Raw genomic sequence first — 26,139 nt, forward strand, 5'->3', positions numbered from 1 at the left:
CGGCATCGGGCCGTCGGCCGCGTTCACAACCAGGATCGCGCCGTCCATCTGCGCCGCACCGGTGATCATGTTCTTGACGTAGTCGGCGTGGCCGGGGCAGTCGACGTGGGCGTAGTGGCGCGCGTCGGTCTCGTATTCCACGTGCGCCGTCGAGATCGTGATCCCGCGCGCCTTCTCCTCCGGTGCGCCATCGATCTGGTCATAGGCCCGGAAATCGCCAAAATACTTCGTGATCGCCGCCGTCAGCGTCGTCTTGCCGTGGTCAACGTGACCAATCGTGCCGATGTTCACGTGCGGTTTCGAACGGTCAAACTTTTCCTTCGCCATCGTCTTGGCTCCTTTTTCATTACGGATGGTGGGCCCTTGCCCACCCTACGGTTTGGGTAGGGCGGGGTTTACCCCGCCACCCGGGTTCATGCGTATTTCGACTGGATCTCTTCGGAGATGTTCGCCGGCACCGGATCGTAATGCGAGAATTGCATCGTGAACTGGGCGCGGCCCGAGGACATCGAGCGCAGCGTGTTGATGTAGCCGAACATGTTGGCGAGCGGCACGTTGGCGTTGATCGCGATGGCGTTGCCGCGGGTATCCTGACCCGAGACTTGCCCGCGCCGCGACGTGAGATCGCCGATGATCGAACCGGTGTATTCCTCCGGCGTCACCACCTCGACCTTCATGATCGGTTCGAGCAGCTTGGCCCCGGCCTTGCGCAGACCCTCGCGCATCCCCATGCGACCGGCGATTTCGAACGCCATGACCGAGCTGTCCACATCGTGGAACTTGCCGTCCACCAGCGCGACCTTGAAGTCGATCACCGGGAAGCCGGCGAGCGGACCGCTGTCCATGACCGAGCGGATACCCTTTTCGACACCGGGGATATATTCCTTGGGCACCGCGCCGCCGACGATCCGGCTCTCGAAGGAGAAGCCCTCGCCCGGCTCGGTCGGCGCGATCTCGAGCTTGACCTCGGCGAACTGACCCGAGCCACCCGACTGTTTCTTGTGGGTGTAGGTGTGCTCGATCTTGTGGCTGATCGTCTCGCGATAGGCCACCTGCGGCGCACCGATATTGGCCTCGACCTTGAACTCGCGCTTGAGCCGGTCGACGAGGATGTCGAGGTGCAATTCGCCCATACCCTTCATGATCGTCTGGCCCGATTCCAGATCGGTCTCGACGCGGAAGGACGGGTCCTCTGCGGCGAGCCGCGCGAGGCCTGCGGACATCTTCTCCTGGTCGCCCTTGGTCTTGGGCTCGACCGCGATCTCGATCACCGGGTCGGGGAAGGTCATGGTTTCCAGCACCAGCGGCTTGGCAGGATCGCACAGCGTGTCGCCGGTGGTGGTCTCCTTGAGCCCGGCGAGCGCGATGATATCGCCGGCGAACGCCTCGTCGATCTCGGAGCGATCGTTGGAGTGCATCATCATCATCCGGCCGACGCGCTCTTTCCTGCCCTTGGTCGAATTGAGGATCGCATCGCCCTTCTTCATCGTGCCCGAGTAGATGCGCGTGAAGGTCAGGCTGCCCACGAACGGGTCGTTCATGATCTTGAAGGCGAGCGCCGAGAACGGCTCGGCATCATCGGCCTTGCGGACGATGTTGCGGGTCTCGGTCTCGTCATCGGGCGAGAAGCCCATGTAATCCGGCACGTCGAGCGGCGAGGGCAGGAAATCCACCACCGCGTTCAGCAGCGGCTGCACGCCCTTGTTCTTGAACGCCGAGCCACCGAGCACGGGCACGAAATCGAGCGCCAGAGTGCCCTTGCGGATCAGGCGGCGGAGCGTCTCGATATCGGGCTCCTCGCCCTCGAGATAGGCCTCCATCACGTCGTCGTCCTGCTCGACCACGGTCTCGATCATCGTGGCGCGCCACTCGTCGGCCATGTCCTTGAGCTCGTCACGCACCGGCTGACGGGTCCAGCTTGCACCGAGATCCTCGCCGCGCCAGGTCCATTCCTCCATGGTGATGAGGTCGATGATACCCTCGAGCTTGTCCTCTGCCCCGATGGGCAGGTTCACGGGCAGCGGCGTCGCACCGGTGCGCGTCTTGATCATGTTGACGCAGTTGATGTAATCGGCGCCGATCTTGTCCATCTTGTTGACGAACACGATCCGCGGCACCTTGTAGCGGTCGGCCTGGCGCCAGACGGTCTCGGTCTGCGGCTCGACACCGGCATTGCCGTCAAGCAGGCAGATCGCGCCGTCGAGCACGGCGAGCGAGCGCTCCACCTCGATGGTGAAATCGACGTGACCGGGGGTGTCGATGATGTTCAGGCGGTGCTTCGAGCTGGCCGGCTCGGTGCCGGTATAGGTCTTTTCCCAGAACGTGGTGGTCGCGGCGCTCGTGATCGTGATGCCGCGCTCCTGCTCCTGCTCCATCCAGTCCATCGTCGCGGCGCCATCATGCACCTCGCCGAGCTTGTGGGACTTGCCGGTGTAGAACAGGATCCGCTCGGTGCAGGTGGTCTTGCCTGCATCGATATGGGCCATGATCCCGAAGTTGCGGTAGTATTCCAGCGTATAGTCGCGTGCCATCGGAGAATGCCTCTCGGGTTACCAGCGGTAGTGGCTGAACGCCTTGTTGGCGTCGGCCATCTTGTGGGTGTCTTCGCGTTTCTTGACGGCCGAGCCGCGGCTCTGGACGGCGTCGAGCAATTCGCCCGCCAGACGCTCTTCCATCGTCTTCTCGTTGCGGGCACGCGACGCGTTGATCAGCCAGCGGATCGCCAGCGCCTCGCGGCGCTCGGTGCGGACCTCGACGGGCACCTGGTAGGTGGCCCCGCCGACGCGGCGCGAGCGAACCTCGACCGACGGCTTGATGTTGTCGAGCGCCTCGTGAAACACCTCGACCGGCGCGCGCTTGATCTTGGTCTCGACACGCTCGAGCGCGTTGTAGACGATCTTTTCCGCGGCGGATTTCTTGCCATCCACCATCAGGTTGTTCATGAACTTGGTCAGGACCCGGTCGCCATACTTGGCGTCGGGCAGGATATCGCGCTTTTCGGCGGCGTGACGACGGGACATCTTATCTTCCTCTTGTTCCTCTGCGGGCGATGCCCCGGCGCGATGCCGGGACGCCCGAAATCCTTATTTCGGGCGCTTCGCCCCGTACTTCGAACGGCGCTGCTTGCGGTCCTTGACGCCCTGCGTGTCGAGCACACCGCGCAGGATGTGGTAGCGCACGCCGGGAAGGTCCTTGACGCGGCCGCCGCGGATCAGGACGACCGAGTGCTCTTGCAGGTTGTGCTTTTCGCCGGGAATGTAGCTGATGACCTCGAAGCCGTTGGTCAGGCGCACCTTGGCAACCTTGCGCATGGCCGAGTTCGGCTTCTTCGGCGTCGTCGTATAGACGCGCGTGCACACGCCGCGTTTCTGCGGGCAGCCCTGAAGGTGCTGCGATTTCGTGGCTCTGACTTTCGGCTGCCGCGGCTTGCGGATCAGCTGCTGGATCGTTGGCATTCCGGTTCTTTCCCCGTCTCTCAACACATGTGTCTGCAAGGGCACGCCCCTGCGGTTCATCGAAAACGCGCTGCGCGTCCGCAACACGCATACACCGCATCCGCACCTTTTCATCCGGTGCGACGCGGCGGGCTTCCAGAGGATCGGGGCGCATTCGCCCGGATCATGACCACTCAAGTTATGAAACAGACGGCAGGGCAACCCGCCCCGCGCCTGTGGATTGAGCGGCGTATAGGCAGAGTCGCCATGCTTGTCAACAGCGGCCCGGGATGCCAAGACTTGGGCCACCCGAGACCACCCGCGAGGCCCGCGCCATGCGCGTCATCGGATTGTGCCGCTTCTCCTACCCCGCCCTCGGCGGGTTCAAGCGGATGCACGGATCGGTGGCCGAACGCGAGGCCTATCTCTACGCGCCCGACCGGATGGCACTGCGTTTCGCGCATTTCGAGAGCCTGACCCTGCCCTCTATCGCGGCGCAATCCAACGGCGATTTCACATTTCTCGTGGTCACCGGAGAGAGCCTGCCCGAGCCGTGGCGGTCGCGCCTGCACGATCTTGCCGCAGATGTGCCGCAGATGCGGATCGTGGAGATGGAGCCGATGCGCCACCGCGACGCGATGCGCCGCGCCATCAAGCAGGCGCTCGGCGAGGACGAGACCGAGTCGATCCAGTTCCGGCTCGACGATGACGACGCGGTGTCGGTGGGATTCGTGCAGAGCCTGCGCTGGTTCGAACGCAACACGCGGCGGATGCGGCGGGCATGGCGCAACGTGGCGTTCGAATACAATCGCGGCTATGCGGTGCGCCTGTCGGAGCAGGGTATCGAGGCCGAGGCGGTGCAGACGCATTTCTGGGCCTGTGGCCTCGCCGTGCTGTTCCGCCCCGGTGATGCGAAAACGGTGATGAATTACGGCCATCACAAGCTGCACTACGAGATGCCGACGCTCATCAACCCGGGACCAGAGATGTACCTGCGCGCCCTGCACGACGACAACGACACCGGCGAGGCACAGCACCCGCCCGCGCTCAGCCCGCTCGACGACGCGCGGCGCGCGCTCTTTCGCGAGCGGTTCAACGTGGACGAGGACCGAGTGAAAGCTCTTTTTTCCGCAAGGCCCGCGCACGCCGGCTGATCCGCGTCTCGCGGTAGAGGGTGAATACACCCGAGGCCACCACGATCCCAGCACCAACGAGCGTGATCGTTTGCGGCCAGTCGCCGAACACCACCCATCCAAGGATCAGCGCCCAGATGAGGCTCGTATAGCGGAACGGCGCGACGAACGATATCTCGCCTACCCGCATCACCATGATGGAAAACAGGTATCCGCCGATGATCATCACCGCCGCCCCACCGATCAGCAGGGCGGCGCGACCGTCCACCGGGGCCCAGCCTTGCGGCACGGTCGCCAGGCCGAAGAACACCATGATGCAGGCCGAGGTGATGAGCGTCACCTGCATCGAGGGCACTTCGCGCGACAACCTGCGCGTGGCGAGATCGCGCAGCGTGACCATCGCCACCGCCGCGAGGCCGTAGACCGAATAGATGGTGAACCCCTCGGTACCCGGACGCACGATCAGCATCACGCCGATGAACCCCGCGATGATGGCCGACATTCGTTTCCAGCCCACCGGCTCGCCAAAGAACAGCGCGGCGGCGAGCGTGATGGTCAGCGGCAGCGCCTGCATGATCGCGCTGATATTGGCGATCGGCATGTGAAAGAGCGCGGTGACAAAGAAATAGGCCGAGCCCACCTCGCCCACCATCCGCCAGAACACCGGCCACCGGTCGGCGCGCGGCAGGCGCTGGCGCAACGCCCCCATGCGCCAGGCGATCACCGCCACCATCGCCGTGGTCAGCACCCCGCGCAGGAACATCACCTGAAACAGCGATATCTGCCCCGACAGCGACTTTATCATCGCGTCGTTGAAGGTGAACGCCGCCATCGACCCCATCATCAGGAGCGCGCCGGTAAGATTGTCGGAACGGGGCATTGCGGGACCGAAAGGTGGCTGAAACGCGGGGGCCAGCCCCCGCACCCCCGGAGTATTTGGCCCAAGGTGAAATGACAAGCGCGTTCAATCCGCGAGCGCAGCGATGAGCCCGGAGTGAAGCGTATGGTTGGCGGCGGCCAGCCCTTTGACCTGCGGCACCGGGTTGTTGAACACGAGCGGGCCGCCGCGCCGGTCCGAGGTCGCTGCCCCGGCTTCGCGCAGGATCAGGTCACCCGCCGCCGCGTCCCATTCCCAGGTCGGGCGCAGTGTCAGCATCGCGTCATAGCGCCCCTCCGCTACCAGCGCGAGCCGGTAGGCAAGCGAGGGCCGAAAGCCCCGGCGCAAGAGCGGCACCCGCCCGTCCCGCCAATGCGCAGGGTCGAGCGCGGGCTTTGCCGCGAGCAACGTGGCCCCCGGCAGGGCGCGGCGCGCGCCCGCGCGGATCGGCATCCCGTTGAGCGTGGCCCCCTGCCCCGCGGCGGCGGCGTAGAGCTTGTCGCGCATCGGCAGATAGATCACGGCGGCGGTAACCACGCCGCGCTCGACCACCGCCAGCGCGTGCGCCCACAGGCCACTGCCCTCGATCATGCTGCGCGTGCCGTCGATCGGATCGACGATGAACACCCGGTCAGCCCCGAGCCGCGCGGGATCGTCCTCTGTCTCTTCCGACAGCCAGCCGTAATCGGGACGCGCGGTGCGCAGGCGCTCGGCGAGGCAAGCATCCACAGCGAGGTCCACCGCCGTCACCGGACCGGCACCGCCGGGCTTGTTGATCGTGTCGAGCGGGCGTGTCACGAGATCGCTCGCCAGTGCCCCCGCCTCGCGCGCCGCCTCGATCAGCAGCGCGAGGTCATGCGCCGGCAAGCGTCAGCCCCTCGACCAGAAGCGACGGCACCACGCGGCTCAGATGCGTGCGCGCATCGTTGGCGGGCGTGATCCGGCGCAGCATGTCGGGAAGGCTCCCGGCGATGGTGCATTCGTTGACCGGGTGCGAAATCTCGCCCCCCTCGACCCAGAACCCGGCGGCCCCGCGCGAATAGTCGCCGGTATTGGGGTTGATCGTCGCGCCGATAAGCGAGGTGACCAGAAGCCCGGCGCCCATCTCGCGCAACAGGTCGGCGCGGCTCTGCTCCCCTTGGGTGAGTGCGACGTTCCACGTCGCGGGCGACGGTACACCGGACACCCCGCGCGCCGCGTTGCCCGTGGGCGTCATCCCCAGCTTGCGCGCCGAGGCCAGATCGAGCGTGTAGCCGCACAAGCTGCCCCCCTCGACGATCGCACGCGGTACCGTCGGCAGCCCCTCTGCATCGAAGAACCGCGAGCCGGACACGCGGACGCGGTGCGGGTCCTCGCGCAGGTCGAGCGTATCGGGCAGCACCGGCGTGCCGATCCGGTCGCGCAGCCAGGACGACCCGCGCGCCACCGCCGCGCCGTTGGCCGCCGACAGCAAGTGACCGATCAGCGTGCCCGCCACCCGCTCGTCGAAGATCACCGGATAGGCGCCCGTCCGCGGCCTGCGCGCGCCGGTTCGCTCGGCCGCGCGCTCCCCGGCGCGCCGCCCGATCTCGGATGGATCGCGCAGGTCGGCGGCAAACACGCGAGAGTCGGCATCGTGGTCGCGCTCCATCCCCGTGCCGGTCCCGGCAATGGCCACGCAGGACAGGCTCGTATCGCTGCGCGCATAGCCGCCGGAGAAGCCGTTGCTCGCCGCGATGTGCATCTCGCGGCGCGACCACGCGGCCGAGGCCGATTGCACTTGGGCGACCCCAGCCACGCCCAGCGCCGCCGCCTCGGCCTCCCCGGCCATCCGCATGAGCGCATCGGGGGCGGGGGCGGGGCCGGGATCGCACAGATCGAGCCCGGCTGCATCGCGCCGCTCGGATAGCTGTGTTGCATCGGCGAGCCCGGCAAACGGATCCTCGGGGGCCTCTCGCGCCATCGCCACGGCCCGTTCGGCCAGCGCGGCAATGGTCTCGGGCCGGGTATCCGACGCAGAGACATTGGCCTGTTGCCTGCCCACCAGCACGCGCAGACCGATATCGACGCCCTCGGCGCGCTCGGCCTGTTCCAGCGTGCCGCCGCGCATGTCCACGATCACCGATTGGCCACGCATGGCGATGGCGTCGGCGGCCCCGGCCCCGGCCTTGCGCGCCGCATCGACGAGCGCATGGGTCAGATCATCGAGCGTATCCGGCATCGTCCCTCCTCACGGTCCCCGCGGGAGGTAGATCGCCGCGCCCCCCGGTGCAAGAGCTCAGCGCATCCGCTGGCCGTTTACCGTCACGGTGCCATCCTTCTCGATCTCGATGCGCGAGGTCAGCGTATCCTCGCCCTCGACCGCATTGGCGAACATCGACGCCATCATCCGCGCGGTCACGGCCTGATCCTCGGGGATCAGGCCGATATCCACCAGCTTCTGCAGCAATCCTTCGCCGCCTTCGAGCCGCAGATCGACGGTGCCCTCCGCCGGCGGCATGTCGAGCCCCTCGGCATTGTCCAGCGTGATCGCGCCCTCACCGGTGAGGCGCGCGCCCGCCACCGAGAACGCCAGCTTTTCAAGCGACAGGCTGTCGAGATCGCCGGGGGTCTCGCCGCGCTCTTCGAGGGCGGCAATCTCCGCCTCATCAAAGATATTCGTCGTCAGCCGCGCCTTGCCCGTCAGGTCCACCGCGAGATTCGCCGGATCGCGCGGCAGGGTGGTCTCCGGGTCGATCATAGACCACAACTCATCGGGCAGCCGGAGACCGGCGAAATCTATCGACAGGCCGAAATCCTGTAATTCCTCGCCCTGTGCCACAGGTAGCCGGAACCGCGCGAAGGCGCGGTCGATGGCATAGGTCAGCGGCGTCGGGAACATGTCGAGCTCTGTGGTGACCTCCAGCCCCCTTGCGTCGCTCTCGTAAACCAGCCCATCCGCCGAGAACGCCCCGCTGATCCGGACCGTGTCGCTGCGCGAGGAGCCGGTCATGGTCTCGTCGTCCTCGGAGACCTCGAACTGCGTCGAGCCTGCGCCGAAGGCGAGGTCGGTTTCCAGGCGAAATCCGTTTTCGAGCGCCGCCACCATGTCCGACGGATCGCCGGTCCCGGGCATGTGCATGCGCGACTCGTGGGTCATGCTGTCGGCTTCGCCCGCGAGATCGAGGGCCGAGCCCGTCTTCTCATCGACAATCTTGAACCGATAGCCGATGGTGCCGGAGGCAAGGCGCTGCTCGACGCGGCGCACATCCTTGTTGAACCGGGTTGTGCTGTTCCCCTCCAGATCCTCGAACGTCAACCCGCCAGCGAGGGTCTCGATAGCTTTGCCGCCCACCGTCACGTCGCCGATCTCGATGCGCATCATCTGCGCGGCATAGGCATAGTCGATTTCCTCCGGTGTGCCGGAGGCGGTGATCCACAGGCCATCATGGCTGAGCGTCAGTACGGCTGTCAGTGGCTCGTCATCGGCGGGCGTGACGGCAACGGCCATCGGCATGGTGGGCGGATAGATCAGCTCGACCGTGCCGTCGCCGGCTTCGGTCATCTCGATCCGGCCCATCCGCATCTCGACGCGCCCGCCGTCATCCGGCAGCTCCTGCGTCAGGCCGAGGTCGGGGATCACAATCCCGTCGCTGCCCTGCTGCGGCGTGCCCGTGATCTCGTAGCCGAGCTGCGATAGCTGCCCCTGCCAGCTCTGCCAGACATCCGCGGCCGTCAGGTCGGCGAAGGCGGGACCGGCGGAAAGGCCGAGAACAAGCAACGGGGCGGCGCGGAGACAAGGAGGCATCGTCAAATCCTTTTCATCGGAACGGTCTGAAACAATGTCGGCCCTGCCACACCCCGGGTCAAGTGACGATCCGTCTGGAATTCGGTGGCCACGCCGGATAGAAACCGACGGAATACCACAAGGGGGCTGACATGAGCATGACCGGAAAATGCGTTCTCATCACCGGCGCGAGCAAAGGCATCGGAGCGGCGACGGCGCGTGTCTTTGCCGAGGCGGGCGCGAACGTGGCCTTGGTGGCGCGTAACGGTGACGCCATCGCCAAACTTGCGGGCGAGATCGGGCCGAGCGCCATCGCCATCCCCTGTGACGTCAGCCGCTACTGGGAGATGGAGGCCGCGGTCGAGGCCTGCCATACCGCTTTTGACCGGCTTGACGTGCTGATCAACAACGCCGGCGTGATCGCACCGATTTCCATGCTGGCCGAGGTCGATCCAGACGCCTGGGGCCATGCCATCGACATCAACCTCAAGGGCGTGTTCAACGGCATGCGCGCGGCGCTTCCGGGCATGATCGCACGGTGCGAGGGCACGATCATCACCGTCAGTTCCGGCGCCGCGCACAACGCGCTGGAAGGCTGGAGCGCCTATTGCGCGTCCAAGGCCGGGGCGGCGATGCTGACGCGCAGCGCCGATCTCGAGGCGCGCGGCGCGGGGGTGCGGGTGATGGGCCTGTCGCCCGGCACGGTCGCCACCGACATGCAGCGCGAGATCAAGGAAAGCGGCGTCAACGCGGTGGCAGCGCTCGACTGGTCCGAGCATATCCCCGCCGACTGGCCGGCGCGCACGCTTCTGTGGATGTGCGGGCCGGAGGCGAGCGATCTCGCCGGGCAGGAGATTTCGCTGCGCGACCCGGATATCCGCGACCGGGCGGGACTCGCATGATCGGGCTGGCGCGCGAGGACGGTCTATGGACCGTCACCCTCAACCGCCCCGACAAGGCAAACGCGCTGACCGAGGCGATGCTGGCCGAGCTGGCCGATATTGCAGAGGCCGCCCACGGCAACGCCCGGGCCCTGATCCTGACCGGGTCGGGCAAGGTTTTTTCCGCCGGCGCCGACCTCGAAGCCGCGCGCGCAGGCCTCGCGACAAGCCCTCAGTGGGAACGGCTCTCGGGTGCGCTCGCCACGCTCCCGAACCTCACGGTCGCGGCCCTGAACGGGACCGTTGCGGGCGGCGCGTTGGGGATGGTTCTGGCCTGCGACCTGCGCATCGCGGTCGAGGGCGCAGGTGCGTTCTACCCGGTGATGCGGCTCGGCTTTCGCCCGCAACCCAGCGACCCGGCACGGCTCGCCGCCCTGGTAGGTCCGGCGCGGGCCAAGATGATCCTGCTGGCGGGCGCGAAGATCGGGACTGACGAGGCGCTGGCCTGGGGCCTCTTTGACCGGGTCGTGCCGCGCGGCGACCTGATGGAGAGCGCGCGGGGGCTGGTCGCCGACAGCCTCGCCGCCGACCACGACCACGCCACCGCGCTCAAGGCGATGTGCCGCGCGGGCGGCGCTCCTGTGAGGGCGTAGGGTCTGGCCTGTTGCGGACGTTGAAACATCTGGTGATGAGCCGCGCGGGGCAGGAGGCAAACGGCAGGAATAGGCCGAACCCGGCCGCCGCTCCCGCCGCTCAGCTTGCCTCTTCCACCGCGTCCACGAGCCGGGTCATCACCCTGTCGAGCACGCGCGCGTCCACCGCCTCGGCCATCACGCGGATGAGCGGTTCTGTTCCCGACTCGCGGATCAGGAGGCGCCCGTCGCCGCCCAGCTCGCGCTCGGCCTCGGCCATCGCGGTCTGCACGCGGTCGGTCTTGAGCGGGGTCTTGCCCTCGGCAAAGCGCACGTTGACGAGGCGCTGCGGCACCGGCTCGAACACCTGCGCAAGCGTGCTCGCCGTCTGCCCGGTCTCGACCATCGCGGCGAGGAATTGCAACGCGCCGATCAGCCCGTCGCCGGTGGTGGCGTAATCGGTCATCACGATATGGCCGGATTGCTCGCCGCCGAGGTTGTGCCCGCCCGCGCGCATCGCCTCGACCACGTTACGGTCGCCCACGGGCGTGCGCTTGAGCGCGATGCCCTGCTCTGCCAGATGCCGCTCCAGCCCGAGATTGGACATCACCGTGGCCACCAGCGTATCGCCCGCCAGCCGCCCCTCGCGCGCCCAGCGGGTGGCGATGAGCGCCATGAACTGATCGCCGTCGGCCACGCGCCCCTGCTCGTCGATGAGCACCACGCGGTCGGCATCGCCATCGAGGCAGATGCCCAGGTCGGCGCGCGTCTCCAGCACCTTGCGCGCGGCGGCCTCGGGGCGGGTCGAGCCGCAGTTGAGGTTGATGTTGTAGCCGTCCGGGTTCACCCCGAGCGGGATCACCTCGGCGCCCAGCTCCCACAGCACCTCGGGGGCGGCACGGTAGGCGGCGCCGTTGGCGCAGTCGATCACGATGCGCAGCCCGCCAAGGCGGCGGCGGCGGGGAAAGGTGGTCTTGGCGTATTCCACGTAGCGCCCGCGCGCATCGTCCACGCGCCGCGCCCGGCCGATATTGTCGGGGGCCGACAGGGTCACACCCTCGTCGAGCAACCGCTCGATCTCGCCCTCGGCCTCGTCGCTGAGCTTGAACCCGTCGGGGCCAAAGAGCTTGATGCCATTGTCGGAGGCCGGGTTGTGGCTGGCCGAGATCATCACGCCGACATCCGCGCGCAACGAATGCGTGAGATAGCCAATGGCCGGCGTCGGCACCGGACCGAGCAGGAACACGTCCATCCCCGTAGAGGTGAACCCGGCGGTCAGCGCGTATTCCAGCATATAGCCCGAGCGCCGCGTGTCCTTGCCGATCACCACGCGGTGTTCCTGCTTGTCGGTGCGGAAATACCGCCCCGCCGCCGCCCCGAGCCGTAGCGCCATGTCGGCGGTCATCGGCCACGTGTTGGCCTGCCCGCGAACGCCATCGGTGCCGAAAAGTCGCTTGCGCATGGCGGGCCTCCTGAACACAGCCTGGAAAATGTTTCGGCGTTGAGAGGGCTTTAGCATGTGCGCAACCTAACCGACAAGGCCGGTGCGCCCCCGCGGTGCCGGGGCTAGCGATAGCCCTCGGGGTTGTCGGACTGCCACTTCCACGCGGTGCGGCACATCTCGTCCAACTGGCGCTCTGCCCGCCATCCCAGAACCTCGTGCGCGCGGCTCGGGTTGGCGCGCATGATCGGGATATCGCCGTCGCGGCGCGGCGCGATGCGATAGGGTATCTCGCGCCCCGTCACCTGCTCGAACATGCGCACAAGCTCCAGCACGGTCGCCCCCCGCCCGGTACCAATGTTGAACACGTCGCATCCCTCGTGTCCCACCGCGTGGCTCAGCGCGTCGAGATGCGCGCGCGCCAGATCGACGACGTGGATATAGTCGCGCTCTCCAGTCCCGTCGCGGGTCTCGTAATCGTCGCCAAAGACATCGAGAACGGACCGCCGCCCCACCGCCACCTGCGAGACGAACGGCATCAGGTTGTCGGGGATCCCGGTCGGGTCTTCACCGATCCGCCCGCTGTCATGCGCGCCGACCGGGTTGAAATAGCGCAACAGAACGGCCGACTGTCCGTTTCCGGCGGCGATCCAGTCGCGGATGATCTCCTCGATGAAGAACTTGGTGCGGCCATAGGGGTTGACCGGTGCGAGCGGATGCACCTCGTCATATGGGATGTAGAGCGGAATCCCGTAAACCGTGGCCGACGAGGAAAACACGATCCGCGCCACCCCGGTGTCCTGCATCGCCTGCAACAGCGTCATCGCGCCGTATACGTTGTTGCGATAGTAAAGCAGCGGATCGCGGACGGATTCCCCCACCGCCTTTAGCCCGGCGAGATGGATCACCGCGTCGGGACGAAAGGCAGAGAGCGCCGCGCACAGCCCGCCGTGATCGGTGATATCGCCCTCCACCACGTCGAAATCGAGCCCGGTCAGTGCCCGGACCCGGTCGAGCGCCAACGGCGTGCTGTTGCTGAAATTGTCAAAGACGCAGGCCTGCCAGCCCCGCCCCAGAAGCTCGTTGAGAACATGGGTGCCAATATAGCCCGCACCGCCCGTGAGAAAGACTTTCACCGCTCGTCACACCCGCCCGATTGTCCGGCGGACCGCGCGGACCTGCCGGAGAGGACCATACCGGTCATGGAAATCATACCTGACCATCCCATCGCTGCGCCGGTCTGGCAACCCGCGTGGCCACGCCCGCTCAACACAGGACACCCCACAGATCATACTCTCCCGCCTCGTCCACCTCGACGGTCACGATATCGCCCACCGACAGCCCCGTCGCGCCCTCGTCGATGAAGAGATTGCCGTCGATCTCGGGCGCATCCGCCATCGTGCGGGTCGTCGCGATGCCGTCCTCGTCGATATCGTCCACGATCACGCTCATGCGCTGACCGACCTTCGCAACCAGCTTCGCCTCGGAAATCGCCTGCGCGCGGGCCATGAACCGCTCCCAGCGGTCCTGCTTGACCTCCTCGGCCACATGGTCGGGCAGCGCGTTCGACCGCGCACCGGCGACGTTCTCGTATTTGAAACAGCCGACCCGGTCGAGCTGCGCCTCGTCGAGCCAGTCGAGCAGCGTCTGGAATTCGCCCTCCGTCTCGCCGGGATAGCCCACGATAAAGGTCGAGCGCAGGGCGATGTCCGGGCAGATCGCGCGCCACGCGGCGATCTCGTCCAATGTCTTCGCCGCCGCTGCGGGCCGCGCCATGCGGCGCAACGTGTCGGGATGGGCGTGCTGGAACGGAATGTCGAGATAGGGCAGCACCAGCCCCTCCGCCATCAGCGGGATCAGATCGCGCACATGCGGATAGGGGTAGACGTAATGCAGCCGGACCCACAGATCCTTTCCGACCCCCGCCCCCAATGATCCGAGGTCGCGGGCGAGGTCGGTGATGTGGGCGCGGTGGCCGTTGGCCTCGGCGTGCTTGATATCGACGCCGTAGGCAGAGGTGTCCTGGCTGATGACCAGCAGTTCCCTGACCCCGTTCTCCACCAGCTTTTCGGCCTCGCGCATCACCGCATGGGCGGGGCGCGACTGCAAACGCCCGCGCATGTCCGGGATGATGCAGAACTTGCACTTGTGGTTACAGCCCTCGGAAATCTTGAGATAGCTGTAATGGCGCGGTGTCAGGCGGACGCCCGAGGCGGGCAGCAGGTCGACGAATGGATCGGGGCTGGGTGGCACGGCGGTGTGCACGGCATCGAGAACCTGCTCGTATTGGTGCGGGCCGGTCACCGCCAGAACCCTGGGATGCGCGCCGGTGATATAATCGGGCTCGGCCCCGAGACAGCCGGTGACGATCACGCGGCCATTCTCGGCCAGCGCCTCGCCGATGGCTTCGAGGCTCTCGGCCTTGGCGCTGTCGAGAAAGCCGCAGGTGTTGACGATCACCGCGTCGGCGCCGGTGTAATCGGCCGAAATGCCATAGCCCTCGGCGCGCAGCCGCGTGAGGATGCGCTCGCTGTCCACCAACGCCTTGGGGCACCCCAGAGAAACCATTCCGATAGAGGGCTGGCCGGTACGGGGCGACTCTGTGACTCGCGCGCGCGGCGCGAGATCGGGGCGAAGATCGGGAGGGTTCTGCGACATGGGCGCGATATAACCATCAAGCCTGCGTGCGGGAAGGGCAAAAGCGGTTGCTCCGGCCCGCGCGCCAACCCTAATGTTGATCCAGGACACGGAGGGAGTGCGTCATGCGGTGGATATTCCGGCTGATCGGTCTGGTCGTCGTGATCGCGGCTGTCTTCGTCGGCGCGCTGTTCTTTCTGCCGGGCGAGCGTGTCGCCGCGATTGCCGCGGACCAGATCACCAAGGCCACCGGGCGCAAGGTGACGCTGTCGGGCGAGACGCGGATCAGCCTCTACCCCGTGCTCGGCGTGGCGACCGGCACGGTCGAGGTCGCCAATGCGGACTGGTCCGATGCCGGGCCGATGCTGCAAGCCGACAGCCTCAAGATCGGGGTGAAACCGGCGGCACTCTTTGGTGGCGATATCCGCATCACCGGACTGGAAGCCGTCGATCCCGTCATCCGGCTGGAGCGCGCCGCCGACGGGCGCGTTAACTGGGAGTTGGGGGTGCAGGGCGTAGCGCCCTCCGGGCAGGCAACGGACAGCGCCGCGCCCGCCACCTCCGAACGGCTGGCACTAACGCTCGACCGGGCGCTGGTGACCGGGGCGCGGCTCATCTACACCGATCACGCGGCGGGCACGGTGGAGGAGCTGCGCGATCTCGACCTCGACCTGCGCTGGCCCGAATATGACGGAACGGCGGATTTCGAGGCCTCCTTTTCCCGGGGCGGCGGGCCAGTCTCGGTCACGGGGCGGCTCGATCAGGTGGGCCGGTTCATCGACGGGGCGGTGACCGCCGTCGCCGCGACTATGGAGGCCGCGGGCGGGCGCGTGGCGTTTGACGGACGCGCAGGCGCGCAGCCGCAGGTGCAAGGCCGGCTCGATCTCGACCTCGCCGATACCGGGGCCTTTCTCGGCGCGCTGGGAGTGGCCGGGGTCACCCTGCCCGAAGGGTTGGGCCAGAGCCTGAAAGGCGGGGCCGATGTGACGCTGACCGACGCCATGAACCTGTCGGTTCGCGGGCTGAACCTGCAGGTTGGCGGCAACAGCCTCACTGGCGCGGCGGATGTCGTTCTGTCCGGGGACGTGCCCCGCGTCAACGCGCAGATCGCGGCAGGCGCGCTCGACCTGTCGCGCCTGGCCGGGGCCGACTCGACCGGCGAGGCGGGGGGCGGCTCCGGTGGCGGCGGGGGCGCGCAGGGCTGGTCGACCGAGCCCATCGACGCCAGCGCACTGGCGCTGGCAAATGGCGAGATGGCATTCTCCGCCGACAGCATCGACCTCGGTGACCTCAAGCTGGGCCGCACGCGCACGCTGATGACGCTCGATCAGTCGCGCGCCGTGTTCGCGCTGCGCGAGGTGCGGGGCTATGATGGCCTCGTGACCGGCGATTTCGTGGTCAACAACCGCGCCGGGCTTTCGGTCGGGGGCACGCTGCGGGCCGAGGGGCTCGACATGGAGCGCTTCCTCACCGACGCCGCAGGGATCACGCGGTTCTCCACCAAGGCGGGCGGCACGCTGAATTTCCTCGGCGTCGGCAATTCGGTGGACGCGATCATGAAGAGCCTCAGCGGTGACGGGCGATTCGAGACCGGGCGCGGCGTGATCTCGGGCATCGACCTCGACCGGCTGATGCGCGCGGGCGACGTGACCGGCGGCACCACGATCTTTGACGCGATGAACGCGAGCTTCACGATGGACAAGGGCAATCTCTTCAACGACGACCTCGTCATGCGCCTGCCGCTCATCCGCGCGGAGGGCAAGGGACGGATCGGGCTGGGCGCGCGCGATATCGACTACCTGTTCACGCCCGTCCTGCTCGAGGGCGAGACCTCGCAGGGGCTGGCGATCCCTGTGCGCATCCGCGGCCCGTGGGAGAACCCGCGCATCGTGCCCGACCTGGAAAAGGCCATCGACATGAACCTGAAAGAGGAACGCAAGAAGGCCGAGGAGCGGCTGGAGCGCGAGGTGCAGGAGCGGCTCAACATCACGCCCGAAGAGGGGCAGAGCCTAGAGGACGCGGCCAAGGACAAGCTCGAGGACCGCGCCAAGCGCGAGCTTCGCAAGCTCTTCGAGTGAGGCGGGTGCGGGATTTGGGTATTTTTGCCAAGAAGAAGACGAAGGCGCGCGCATGAGCGAGGTCAGGGCGCAATACGAGGCCTACCCATACCCCGAGCGCAACCCCGAAGACGAGCGCAAGCGGCTGGTAACCGGCTCGCCCTCGCATGTGCTGGAGATCGACCATTTCATCTACGGCGGCGAACGCGACTGGTCGCGGCCCTTGCGCGTGCTGGTGGCGGGGGGCGGCACAGGCGACGCGCTGATTCAGGTGGCGCAACAGATGGCCGACGCGGGCCGCGCCGCAGAGATCACCTACCTGGACCTGTCGACCGCCGCGCGCCGGGTGGCCGAGGCGCGGGCGCGTGTGCGGGGGCTAAAGGGTATCCGGTTCGTGACCGGCAGCCTGATGGAGGCCGCGGACCTCGGGGAATTCGACTATATCGACTGCTGCGGCGTGCTGCATCACCTGCCCGATCCGGCGGCGGGGTTTCGCGCGCTCCTGGCGGCGCTGGCGCCCGGGGGCGGCATGGGGTTCATGGTCTATGCGCCTTATGGCCGGTCGGGCGTCTACCCGTTGCAGGAGGCGTTTGGACAGCTCCTCAAAGGGCAACCGCCCGAGGCGCGGCTGAAGGCGGCGCGCAAGCTGGTGGCGGGGCTGCCCGAGGGGCATCCGTTCCGCTGCAATCCCAACCTGGGCGATCACAAAGACAGCGATGCGGGGTTCTACGACCTGCTTTTGCACAGCCAGGACAGGGCGTTTGACGTGCCGGCGCTGGTCGCGATGCTGGAGCAGACGGGCTGGGCGCTGGCAGGCTTTGCCATGCCCGCGCTATACGACCTGGGCCGCATCACCGAGCCGCCCGGTCACCTCGGTCCTGTAGAGCGAATGGCGCTGGCCGAAAAGCTCACCGGCACGATCAAGACCCATGTGGGCTATGCCGTGCGCGGAGCAGAGGCGCGCGGCCCGGCGAAGGGCGGCAAGCCGGGACTGGTGCCGCATCTCAAGGGCGTGCGCGCCGCTGAGCTAGCGCGGGCCGTGGCGCAGGGGCAGCGCCCGGTGCTGCGCATGGGAGGGGTCGAGGCACGGCCCGACCTGCCGCGCGGGGCCGCTCCGCTCATCGCCGCCGTCGACGGGCGGCGCAATCTGGCCGAGATCGGGCGGCAGGCGGGGATCGACGCGATCGCGCTCGCGTCGCTCTGGGCCCCGGTCGAGCGGCAACTGGGAAATCACGGCCTGCTGCTTTATTCGACGATCCTGCGGCGGGGCTGAGGCATGACAGGAGAGATATCAGAATGACCGGGATGATACTTGCCAAGAGCCTGTCGCGGCTTGGAACCGAATCGGCCTTTACCGTTCTGGCGCGCGCGCAGGCGCTGGCGGCGGGCGGTCGCGACATCGTCAATCTCGGGATCGGGCAGCCGGATTTCCCGACGCCGCCGCATATCGTGGAGGCAGGCGTCAAGGCGCTGCGGGACGGCCATCACGGCTATACGCCCGCGAATGGTATCCCGGCGCTGTGCGAAGCGGTGGCCGCCGACCTGCACGCGCGCCACGGGGCGGAGGTCGATCCCGGCTGCGTGGTGGTGGTGCCGGGCGGCAAGCCGACCATGTTCTTTGCCGGGCTGATGTTCGGCGAGCCGGGAGCCGAGATCATGTATCCCGACCCGGGCTTTCCGATCTACAAGTCGGTGATCGACTACAGCGGTGCGCGCGCCGTCCCCTATCCGCTGGCCGAAGAGAACGGTTTTGCCTTCGATGCCGAGGCGGTGCTGGCGCGGATCACGCCCGCCACACGGCTTATCATGCTCAACAGCCCCGCCAACCCTACCGGCGGCGTCACGCCGCGCGCGCAGGTGGACAGGCTGGTGGCGGAGCTGGCGGATCATCCACACGTGGCGGTGCTGTCGGACGAGATCTACAGCCGGATGCTTTATGGCGGGCGGGATCATGTCTCGCTCTTGCAATACCCCGAGATCCGCGACCGGCTCATCATGCTCGACGGCTGGTCCAAGACCTATGCGATGACCGGCTGGCGGCTGGGCTATGCGGTCTGGCCCGAGAGCCTTGTGGAGCATGTCACGCGGCTGTGCATCAACGATCATTCCTGCGTCAATGCCGCCGCGCAACATGCCGGGATCGCCGCGCTGACCGGGCCACAGGACGCGGTGGACGAGATGATGCGCGCCTTCGACGCGCGGCGGCGGCTGATCGTGGCACGGCTGAATGCGCTGCCGGGGGTGCGCTGTACCGATCCGGGCGGGGCGTTCTATGCCTTTGCCAATATCCAAGGGACGGGGATGAGCGCGAGCGAAGCGCAGGACCGGTTTCTCGACGAGGCGGGGGTGGCCACCATCGCCGGCACGTCCTTTGGCGCGGAGGGCGCGGGGTTCCTGCGGTTTTCCTATGCCAATTCCATCGAGGCCATCGAGAAGGCGATGACGCGCATCGGCGCGCTGCTCTGAGGCCGGGCCGCCTCAGTGTTCGGGCAGCGCCTCGCGCCGGATCATGGTGCGCAGAGCAAAGCTGGTGCGCATGGCGCGGATACCGGGTGTCTGCATCAGCCCGTCCTCGAGGAACCGGTCGAACGCTGACAGATCGGCGGCCACCACGCGGATGAGCACGTCGCGCGTGCCGGTCATGAGGTAGCATTCCAGCACCTCGTCGAACTGCCGCAACCGGGCCTCGAAGGCGCGGATCGCGTCGCGGCTTTGCTGTTCGAGCTCGACGAAGACGAAGGCATTGAGGGGCAGGCCGAGCTTGTCCTGATCGACGCGGGCGCCGTAGCCGGTGATGACGCCCTCGGCCTCGAGCCGGGCGATCCGCCGCGCGAGCGGGGTGGGCGAGAGCCCCACCTCCGCCGACAGCTCGGCGAGCTTGCGCCGCCCCTCGCGTTGCAGGGCGGCGACGATCTTGCGGTCCATCCTGTCCATTTTCACCAAAATTTCGGCCCTTTCCGGCGATGATCTCTAAAACGTGCGGTATTGTGAGCCGCAATTGGCGTTTTTTCGCGTCTGAACGCTCTTACCTTCATGCTGAGGAGGATTCCACCATGCTGACACGTCTTTCCATTTCTTCGCACGAAGAGGTTTACCGCGTCGATGATGCCGAGACCGGGTTGCGCGGGTTCATCGCGCTGCATTCGACGCGGCTTGGCCCGGCGGCGGGTGGGCTCAGGATGCGTGTCTATGACAGCGACGACGCGGCGCTTGAGGATGTGCTCAACCTGTCGCGGGGGATGAGCTACAAGAATGCTGCCGCCGGGCTTCCGCTCGGGGGCGGCAAGGCGGTGATCGTGGGCGAGCCGGCGGCTGACAAGACGCCCGCGCTGCTGCGCGCGATGGGGCGGGCCATCGACACGCTCGGGGGGCGGTACTGGACCGCCGAGGACATGGGCATGAGCCCGGACGACATGGCCGAGATCGCGCGCGAGACGCGCTATGTCGCCGGGCGCGATCAGGGGCGGCACGCGAGCGGCGACCCCTCGCCGGTCACCGCGCGCGGCGTGGCGGCGGCGATGCGCGCGGGGGCGGCGCGGCTCTGGGGCAGTGACGATCTGAGCGGACGGCACGTGGCGGTGCAGGGGCTGGGCCATGTCGGCTGGCACCTGTGCCGCATCCTGCACGAGGCGGGCGCACGGCTCAGCGTGGCGGATACGGACGCCGCGCGCGTGGCCACGACCGCGCGGGAATTTGGTGCGCAGACGGTGGCACCGGACACGATCCACGCCATTGAAGCGGATATCCTTGCGCCCTGTGCCATCGGCGGGGTGCTGAACGCGGAAACGATCCCGGAGATACGCGCCCGCATGATCTGCGGCGCGGCCAACAACCAGCTCTCGACGCCGCAGGATGCGGACAGGCTGCTGACACGCGGGATCCTCTACCTGCCCGATTACGTGGCCAATGGCGGCGGGATCATCAACGTGGCCGCCGAGATCCTGCATATCGAGGATCGCGCGGCATGGGTGAGCGAGAGGCTTGAAGCGATACGAGCACGTATGGATGACATCCTCACTCGGGCTGCCGGCGAGGCGGTTAGCCCCAACGCGATCGCCGACCGGATGGTGGAAGAGGCGCTTCTGGCGCGCGCGGGGTAGGCGCCGACCGACGTAGGGGGTCAGCTGATCCGCCGCCCGGGCGGCTCAAAAGGCAGAAACTCGACCGCCGATTGCCGCACCGGGGAGGGGTAGAGCTTCATCAGGTCGAGTATGTCCTGCGGCAGCCCGACATTGACCGGCAGGCCCAACGCGGTCGCCTCGGCGGGGGTGAGCGCGTAATCATGCGTCCATGTCCCCGCGGTCAGCGTATCGGCCAGCGCCTCGGCCTTGTCCTGCGGCAGGCGGGGGGTCATGATCTCGACCGCGCCGCGCTTGACCTGTGCGGTGGCCTTTTCGCTCACATCGGCGAGGACAAGGGCGAGGTCCGAGACGTGTTCGATCGGCTTGGCGTCGCGGGCGGCGAGGATCGAGGCCGCAGAGACACCCATGATTTGCGGGTCTATCGGGCCGAGCATCGAGAATTCGCCCATCACGATCTCGTCGGCGGCCAGCGCGATGAGCGTGCCGCCGGACATGGCGTAGATCGGCACGAACACGGTTACCTTGGCCGGGTGCGCCTCGACCGCGCGGGCGATCTGCATGGCCGCCAGAACCAACCCGCCCGGCGTGTGCAGAACAAGGTCGATCGGTATCTCGCGCGGCGTCGCCTTGATCGCCGAAATGATGGATTGCGCATCCTCGAGCCCGATCGTGTTCGACATGTTCATCCCGAACAGGCTGCGCCGCTCCTGCCGGTGTATCATGGTGATGATGCGGGTTTTGCGGCGCCTCTGGATTACGCTGATGGCCTGTGCGCGCCGCAGCGCGAACATCCTGCCCGTCAGAAACGGTTGCAGGATGATCACCAGAAAGGCGAGAAAGATCAGGTTGGAGAAGGTGAAATCCATCGCGCTTGCGTTCCTGCTGAGGCCGACCATCGAAACCATCGCAGCCCGCGCGGCGGATGTGAATTGAAAAATCCCGGCATATGCGGCATGGACGCGGCAACAAGAAACGAGGCAACGGGCAATGAAAACGGTTCTTCTTCTCTGGCTTGTCCTTGGCCTTGCGGCCTGCGGTGGGCCGGGCCGCTTTGCGGGCGGTGCCGGTGGCGGCAGGCCGATGGCGTCTGGTCCGATTTCCGATGCCTGTCTCGCCTCGGACCGCAAGGCACGCTCGGTCGCGCTGTGCGGGTGCATCCAGGCCGTGGCCAATGACACGCTGAACGGCTTTGAGCAGCGGCGCGCGGTGGCATTTTATCGCGATCTTCAATCGGCGCAGGACATCAGGCAGTCGCAGCGCTCGGGCGATCAGCGGTTCTGGACCGCCTACACCGCCTATGCCGAGCGCGCCGACCGCGTCTGCAAATGATCCCGGCGATCAGACCTTGAGCCGGTAGCCCCGCGCCAGCATCAGCCAGGCCAGCAGGCAGACGGCGAGCGTCGCCGCCGCCCCCACCGCGAGACCAAGCGCGGGCGCGCTGTCGGAGACGCCGATCATGCCGAAGCGCACCCCGTCAATCAGGTAGAAGACCGGGTTGAAATGGGTGATCGAATAGAGCACCGGCGGCAGCGCCTCTACCGAGTAGAAGGTGCCCGACAGGAACGCGAGGGGCGTGACGATAAAATTGGTGATCGCCGCCATCTGGTCGAACTTGTTAGCGAAAATCCCCGCGACGATCCCCACGCCGCTCATGAACGCGGCCCCCAGCAGGACAAAGGCCAGCGCGAGCAACGGATGGGCCGGGGCAATGCCGAGAACGAGAAACAGCCCGGCACCGATCGCCAGCGCCACCAGGAGACCGCGCCCGACGCCCCCGGCCAGATAGCCCAGCACCAATTCACCACCCGAAAGCGGCGGCATCAGCGTATCGACGATATTGCCCTGCACCTTGGAAATCACGATCGACGACGAGGTGTTGGCAAACGCGTTCTGAATGACCGTCATCATCAGGATGCCCGGCGCGATGAAGGTGGTGAAATCCACCCCCATGACATCGCCCCGCCGCGGCCCGATGGCGATGGAAAAGATCATCATGAACAGCCCCGCCGTGATGAGCGGCGCGAGAAGGGTCTGCGTCCAGACGGCGAGGAACCGGCGGTTCTCGCGCTCCGCCAGCGTCATCAGGCCAAGCCAGTTGACCCGCCCGAAACGCCGCGCGCCCATTGGCATTGAGGCGGAGGATGCGGGCTCGGTCATGGGTGGTCTCCTGTCTGCGATGCTGCCTGCGATTCGATGCCTTGTAACTCATCGTCGAGTGATTAGAATAGGAGGCCGATCAAGATGACAAGGCGGCGGGCCGAAAGGGCCTGTGCCGCCTTTCAATGCAAGGGAAGCCCCGAATGTCGTGGAGCGATGAGCGCGTCGAGCTGTTGAAGAGGTTGTGGGGCGAAGGTCAGTCTGCCAGCCAGATCGCCAAGGAGCTTGGCGGCGTGACCCGCAATGCCGTGATCGGCAAGGTGCACCGGCTGGGGTTGTCCAATCGCAACGGCTCGGCCCCGGGGGCGAACGCCGCGCCTGCCGCGACGCCAGAGGCCGAGGCACCGAAAACGGCGGCCAAGCCCACGCCGAAGCCGACCACCAAGCCTGCCGCCCCCGCCGAGAGCACCGAAGAGAACGCCGTGCCGGTCACCACGAGCGTCCGGGTCAAGGCGATCATCCCGGCAGGCCAGCCGCTGCCGCCGCAGCCTTCTGCCAACGAGATCGACCCAGAGGCGCTCGCCAAGGTCAGCGAGATCGAGAAGAAGGCCAAGAGGCTCTCGCTTATGGAGTTGACCGAGCGGACCTGCAAATGGCCCGTGGGCGACCCGGCGACCGACGATTTCTGGTTCTGCGGCCTGCCTGTGCAGACCGGCAAGCCCTATTGCGAAGCGCATGTGGGTGTGGCCTTTCAGCCGATGTCGAGCCGTCGCGACCGCAAGCGCTGAGATCAGTCCTTGCGGCGCAGTTCCTCGAGATACGCCTCGCCGCGATCCGCCAACGGCCCGATACCGTCCTTCCAGCGCCGATGGATCCACAGCCATTGATCCATCCGCTCGCGCACCTGCCGCTCCAGCCGGTCGTTGACCTCCTGCGTCATGGTGACGGGATCGCTCATCGGGACCGGCTCTTCCACGACGATCTCGAAATCGAGACCGTTGTCGCGGCGGATGCCCCAGACCGGCACCAGTGGCGCGTCGAACTTGAGCGCAAGCTCGGCGGTGGCCAGCGGCGACAGCGCGGGCTTGCCGAAGAATGACAGCGGCACGCCGTCATGGGCGTTGAGATCGGTCAGGATCGCCAGCACGCCGCCGCGCTTGAGATGCTTGACCATTTGCATCATGCCGCGCCGCCCCTGCTCGAACATCGGCTCGCTGAGCGCGCCCATCGCCGCCACGTAACGGCGGTTGAACCAGCGGTTGTGCATCTTGCGGTAAAACACACCCATCGAGAAGCCCTGCTCGATCATGGCGATGCGCGCGGCATTGAAGCTTCCGAAATGGCCGGTGACAAAGATGATCGGCCGCCCCTCGCGCTGCGCCGCTCGGACCGCCTCGAGCCCCGGTCCAATCACGGACGAGCGTCGGGTGCGCGCGATGAACTCGTCGGTGGAGTAAAGCTCGGCCATGTTGCGCCCGGCATTGTCAGGCACCGCGCGCATCAGGCGGCGCACCTCGGCCTCGGGCAGGTCGGGCACGGCGTGGGCGAGGTTCTCGCGCACGCGGCGCCCGTAGCCCGCCAGCGGTGCCACCACCCGCGCGGTGAGCCACCCCATCATCGGGATACGCCAGCGATAGGGCAGGATCTTGCACAGCGCGATCGGCGCGTACATCGCCATCCCGAGCGCAGTATCCGCGGCACGGGCGGCAAGGGGGGGACGGTCGTCGTCGCTCATCAGGCGGTCTCTTGCTGCTATGGCGCCGGGATACGCGGCCCGGCCCCCGATCACAAGCCCGTCAGGGCCGGTGCGGAAGCCCCGTGCCGATCATCGAGTCGCGCGTGACCAGCGCGGCAAGCTGCGCCTCGTCCATGCCCGCGGTGCCCTCGGGGCGGGCGGGCAGCACGATGTAGCGCATGTCGGCGGTGCTGTCGTGGACCCGCACGGTGACATGATCGGGCAACTCGAGGCCGAATTCGCGCAGCACCGTGCGCGGCTCCCGCACGGCGCGGCTTCGATAGGCGCGGGTCTTGTACCAGTCGGGCGGCAGGCCGAGCAGGTTGCGAGGGTAACACGAACAGAGCGTGCAGACGATGAGGTTGTGCGTGTCCGCGGTGTTCTCCACCGCGATCAGGTTAAGCGGGCCTATGTCGAACCCCATCTCGCGGCTCGCCTCCGAGGCATTCTCCAGCAACCGCGCCTTGAAGGCCGGATCGGTCCATGCCCGCGCGACCACCGCCGCGCCATTGGCGGGGCTGCGGGCATCCATCGCCTCGATCTGTGCCGCGATCTCGGCGGGGGTCAGGTGGCCCTTTTCAACCAGCAACTCGCGCACCGCAATCTCCATCCGCTGCCAATAGCTGAGCGGGGTGTCATTGTCGGCGCGGTAGGGGTGGCCCGAGGGGCTCATGCCCTCGTGGTGGAAATGGTCGTGGTGATCATGGGGCATGGGTATCCACCTTTTCCAGCCAGTGGCCGTAGATCTCGGCATCGAGCGTGTCGTCGGGGTTCTCGGCCCCCTCGCCCCATATCTCGGCCATGCGAAAGCGCACGCGGTAGAGCGGTTTCGTATCGGCCTTGAGGCCGTAGGCCAGTTGCTCGGGGTTGGCGAAATGGCCCAGGGGGCGCTCGATCACCCCCTCCTTGCCGCGCAGGTACCACGGCGCACGCACATGGCCCGGCGGCGTGAGCGCCTTGACGCGTACCCGCTCAACCATCCGACTGCGCCTCGCCATAGGTGCCCCCGCGCGCCGCGATCTCCTGCATCCGCTCGCCCAGTTCCTCCAGCGTGTAGGCCCCGGCCTCGACGAGGTTCTGGTTTACGGCGGCGATCCAGCGTTCGTAGTAGCTCATGCTCTCGAACGCGTCCTCGCCCATGTCCTCGAGCGCACGGCGCAGGCCATCGACTGTAAACAGCCCCTTCTGCCCGCACAGCACCATCAGCGCATCCACGCGCTTTTCCCAAAGCGCGAAATCATGGCCATCCATCGGCACAGGCCCTGCGTCCTGCCCGCCCATGTCGTGCCAGCGTCGTCCCGTCGTATCGCTCATGGTGAGAAGACTAGGCAGCACCGCCCGCCCTGTCCAGACCATCAACGCCCTCTTGACCAATGCCCGCGACCTGC

Annotated in this window: 27 protein-coding genes; 9 read left to right on the forward strand and 18 right to left on the reverse strand. The window is 67.1% G+C overall.

Features of this window, described 5'->3' with window-relative positions; genetic code table 11:
- The 4 genes from AC13D8_RS04175 to rpsL form a co-directional block, all read right to left on the reverse strand.
- On the reverse strand, positions 1-327 hold a 327-nt coding region (locus AC13D8_RS04175; RefSeq protein ID WP_482967763.1), incomplete at its 3' end, for a GTP-binding protein.
- 86 nt (positions 328-413) lie between these two features.
- Positions 414-2,531: an elongation factor G gene (gene fusA / locus AC13D8_RS04180; RefSeq protein WP_129431487.1), complete on the reverse strand. Its 2,118-nt coding sequence runs from the start codon at positions 2,529-2,531 to the stop codon at positions 414-416.
- Positions 2,532-2,549: 18 nt separating this feature from the next.
- Positions 2,550-3,020 carry a 30S ribosomal protein S7 gene (gene rpsG / locus AC13D8_RS04185; RefSeq protein ID WP_129431486.1) on the reverse strand — a complete coding sequence of 157 codons (471 nt, stop codon included), beginning with the start codon at positions 3,018-3,020 and terminating at the stop codon, positions 2,550-2,552.
- Positions 3,021-3,083: 63 nt separating this feature from the next.
- A complete protein-coding gene (gene rpsL, locus AC13D8_RS04190) occupies positions 3,084-3,455 on the reverse strand; it encodes a 30S ribosomal protein S12 (protein ID WP_104018583.1) in 372 nt (123 codons plus the stop codon).
- 269 nt (positions 3,456-3,724) lie between these two features.
- Here rpsL and AC13D8_RS04195 point away from each other — a divergent pair, with 269 nt between their 5' ends.
- Positions 3,725-4,588, forward strand: a complete 864-nt coding sequence (locus AC13D8_RS04195) for a glycosyltransferase (RefSeq protein WP_482967764.1) — start codon at positions 3,725-3,727, stop codon at positions 4,586-4,588.
- Here AC13D8_RS04195 and AC13D8_RS04200 read toward each other — a convergent pair.
- The 4 genes from AC13D8_RS04200 to AC13D8_RS04215 form a co-directional block, all read right to left on the reverse strand.
- Positions 4,527-5,447, reverse strand: a complete 921-nt coding sequence (locus AC13D8_RS04200; RefSeq protein ID WP_129431485.1) for a DMT family transporter — start codon at positions 5,445-5,447, stop codon at positions 4,527-4,529. The two genes, AC13D8_RS04195 and AC13D8_RS04200, sit on opposite strands and share 62 nt — an antisense overlap.
- Positions 5,448-5,531: 84 nt before the next feature.
- Positions 5,532-6,311: a 3'(2'),5'-bisphosphate nucleotidase CysQ gene (locus AC13D8_RS04205; RefSeq protein ID WP_482967765.1), complete on the reverse strand. Its 780-nt coding sequence runs from the start codon at positions 6,309-6,311 to the stop codon at positions 5,532-5,534.
- Positions 6,298-7,644 carry a TldD/PmbA family protein gene (locus AC13D8_RS04210; protein ID WP_482967766.1) on the reverse strand — a complete coding sequence of 449 codons (1,347 nt, stop codon included), beginning with the start codon at positions 7,642-7,644 and terminating at the stop codon, positions 6,298-6,300. The genes AC13D8_RS04205 and AC13D8_RS04210 overlap by 14 nt, the downstream gene beginning before the upstream one ends.
- A gap of 57 nt (positions 7,645-7,701) precedes the next feature.
- Positions 7,702-9,210 (reverse strand): DUF2125 domain-containing protein, encoded by a 1,509-nt coding sequence (locus AC13D8_RS04215; RefSeq protein ID WP_482967767.1) that lies wholly within the window; start codon positions 9,208-9,210, stop codon positions 7,702-7,704.
- 131 nt (positions 9,211-9,341) lie between these two features.
- Here AC13D8_RS04215 and AC13D8_RS04220 point away from each other — a divergent pair, with 131 nt between their 5' ends.
- Both AC13D8_RS04220 and AC13D8_RS04225 read left to right on the forward strand, forming a co-directional pair.
- Positions 9,342-10,091, forward strand: a complete 750-nt coding sequence (locus AC13D8_RS04220; protein WP_482967768.1) for an SDR family oxidoreductase — start codon at positions 9,342-9,344, stop codon at positions 10,089-10,091.
- The gene (locus AC13D8_RS04225) at positions 10,088-10,723 is read left to right on the forward strand and encodes an enoyl-CoA hydratase/isomerase family protein (RefSeq protein WP_482967769.1); all 636 of its coding nucleotides are present in this window, start codon (positions 10,088-10,090) and stop codon (positions 10,721-10,723) included. The genes AC13D8_RS04220 and AC13D8_RS04225 overlap by 4 nt, the downstream gene beginning before the upstream one ends.
- A 100-nt stretch (positions 10,724-10,823) precedes the next feature.
- Here AC13D8_RS04225 and glmM read toward each other — a convergent pair whose 3' ends face one another.
- The 3 genes from glmM to rimO all read right to left on the reverse strand — a co-directional run bounded on the left by glmM (position 10,824) and on the right by rimO (position 14,801).
- Entirely contained in the window at positions 10,824-12,164 is a 1,341-nt protein-coding gene (glmM, locus tag AC13D8_RS04230; RefSeq protein WP_482967770.1) for a phosphoglucosamine mutase, read from the reverse strand.
- Between the two features lie 104 nt (positions 12,165-12,268).
- Positions 12,269-13,279, reverse strand: coding sequence for a UDP-glucose 4-epimerase GalE (gene galE / locus AC13D8_RS04235; protein WP_482967771.1), 1,011 nt, complete (start codon positions 13,277-13,279; stop codon positions 12,269-12,271).
- A 130-nt stretch (positions 13,280-13,409) separates the two neighbouring features.
- Positions 13,410-14,801, reverse strand: a complete 1,392-nt coding sequence (gene rimO / locus AC13D8_RS04240; protein WP_482967772.1) for a 30S ribosomal protein S12 methylthiotransferase RimO — start codon at positions 14,799-14,801, stop codon at positions 13,410-13,412.
- A 104-nt stretch (positions 14,802-14,905) separates the two neighbouring features.
- Between rimO and AC13D8_RS04245 the strand changes: the two genes are divergently transcribed.
- From AC13D8_RS04245 to AC13D8_RS04255, 3 genes are read left to right on the forward strand one after another with little or no spacing between them, the layout of a single operon-like run.
- Positions 14,906-16,858 carry an AsmA family protein gene (locus tag AC13D8_RS04245; protein WP_482967773.1) on the forward strand — a complete coding sequence of 651 codons (1,953 nt, stop codon included), beginning with the start codon at positions 14,906-14,908 and terminating at the stop codon, positions 16,856-16,858.
- A gap of 52 nt (positions 16,859-16,910) precedes the next feature.
- Positions 16,911-18,110 (forward strand): class I SAM-dependent methyltransferase, encoded by a 1,200-nt coding sequence (locus tag AC13D8_RS04250; protein WP_482967774.1) that lies wholly within the window; start codon positions 16,911-16,913, stop codon positions 18,108-18,110.
- Between the two features lie 23 nt (positions 18,111-18,133).
- A complete protein-coding gene (locus tag AC13D8_RS04255; RefSeq protein WP_482967775.1) occupies positions 18,134-19,303 on the forward strand; it encodes a pyridoxal phosphate-dependent aminotransferase in 1,170 nt (389 codons plus the stop codon).
- Between the two features lie 12 nt (positions 19,304-19,315).
- Here AC13D8_RS04255 and AC13D8_RS04260 read toward each other — a convergent pair whose 3' ends face one another.
- Positions 19,316-19,771, reverse strand: coding sequence for an Lrp/AsnC family transcriptional regulator (locus AC13D8_RS04260; protein ID WP_482967776.1), 456 nt, complete (start codon positions 19,769-19,771; stop codon positions 19,316-19,318).
- Between the two features lie 119 nt (positions 19,772-19,890).
- Here AC13D8_RS04260 and AC13D8_RS04265 point away from each other — a divergent pair, with 119 nt between their 5' ends.
- Positions 19,891-20,937, forward strand: a complete 1,047-nt coding sequence (locus AC13D8_RS04265) for a Glu/Leu/Phe/Val family dehydrogenase (RefSeq protein WP_482967777.1) — start codon at positions 19,891-19,893, stop codon at positions 20,935-20,937.
- A gap of 20 nt (positions 20,938-20,957) precedes the next feature.
- Here the strand turns inward: AC13D8_RS04265 and AC13D8_RS04270 are convergent, their stop codons facing one another.
- On the reverse strand, positions 20,958-21,785 hold the full coding sequence (locus AC13D8_RS04270; protein ID WP_482967778.1) for an SDH family Clp fold serine proteinase: 828 nt from the start codon (positions 21,783-21,785) through the stop codon (positions 20,958-20,960).
- 121 nt (positions 21,786-21,906) lie between these two features.
- Here AC13D8_RS04270 and AC13D8_RS04275 point away from each other — a divergent pair, with 121 nt between their 5' ends.
- Positions 21,907-22,248, forward strand: coding sequence for a hypothetical protein (locus tag AC13D8_RS04275; protein ID WP_482967779.1), 342 nt, complete (start codon positions 21,907-21,909; stop codon positions 22,246-22,248).
- A 9-nt stretch (positions 22,249-22,257) separates the two neighbouring features.
- Here AC13D8_RS04275 and AC13D8_RS04280 read toward each other — a convergent pair whose 3' ends face one another.
- Positions 22,258-23,076, reverse strand: coding sequence for an ABC transporter permease (locus tag AC13D8_RS04280; RefSeq protein ID WP_482967780.1), 819 nt, complete (start codon positions 23,074-23,076; stop codon positions 22,258-22,260).
- Positions 23,077-23,219: 143 nt separating this feature from the next.
- Here AC13D8_RS04280 and AC13D8_RS04285 point away from each other — a divergent pair, with 143 nt between their 5' ends.
- Positions 23,220-23,804, forward strand: a complete 585-nt coding sequence (locus tag AC13D8_RS04285; RefSeq protein WP_129431468.1) for a GcrA family cell cycle regulator — start codon at positions 23,220-23,222, stop codon at positions 23,802-23,804.
- A gap of 2 nt (positions 23,805-23,806) precedes the next feature.
- Here AC13D8_RS04285 and AC13D8_RS04290 read toward each other — a convergent pair whose 3' ends face one another.
- The 4 genes from AC13D8_RS04290 to AC13D8_RS04305 form a co-directional block, all read right to left on the reverse strand.
- On the reverse strand, positions 23,807-24,751 hold the full coding sequence (locus tag AC13D8_RS04290; protein ID WP_482967781.1) for a lysophospholipid acyltransferase family protein: 945 nt from the start codon (positions 24,749-24,751) through the stop codon (positions 23,807-23,809).
- 61 nt (positions 24,752-24,812) lie between these two features.
- On the reverse strand, positions 24,813-25,463 hold the full coding sequence (gene nthA, locus AC13D8_RS04295) for a nitrile hydratase subunit alpha (RefSeq protein ID WP_482967782.1): 651 nt from the start codon (positions 25,461-25,463) through the stop codon (positions 24,813-24,815).
- A complete protein-coding gene (locus tag AC13D8_RS04300) occupies positions 25,453-25,731 on the reverse strand; it encodes an SH3-like domain-containing protein (RefSeq protein ID WP_104018312.1) in 279 nt (92 codons plus the stop codon). The genes nthA and AC13D8_RS04300 overlap by 11 nt, the downstream gene beginning before the upstream one ends.
- On the reverse strand, positions 25,724-26,065 hold the full coding sequence (locus tag AC13D8_RS04305) for a ScnB-like protein (protein ID WP_482967783.1): 342 nt from the start codon (positions 26,063-26,065) through the stop codon (positions 25,724-25,726). The genes AC13D8_RS04300 and AC13D8_RS04305 overlap by 8 nt, the downstream gene beginning before the upstream one ends.
- Positions 26,066-26,139: the final 74 nt, after the last annotated feature.

The organism is Roseovarius sp. B-10, assembly GCF_056859295.1.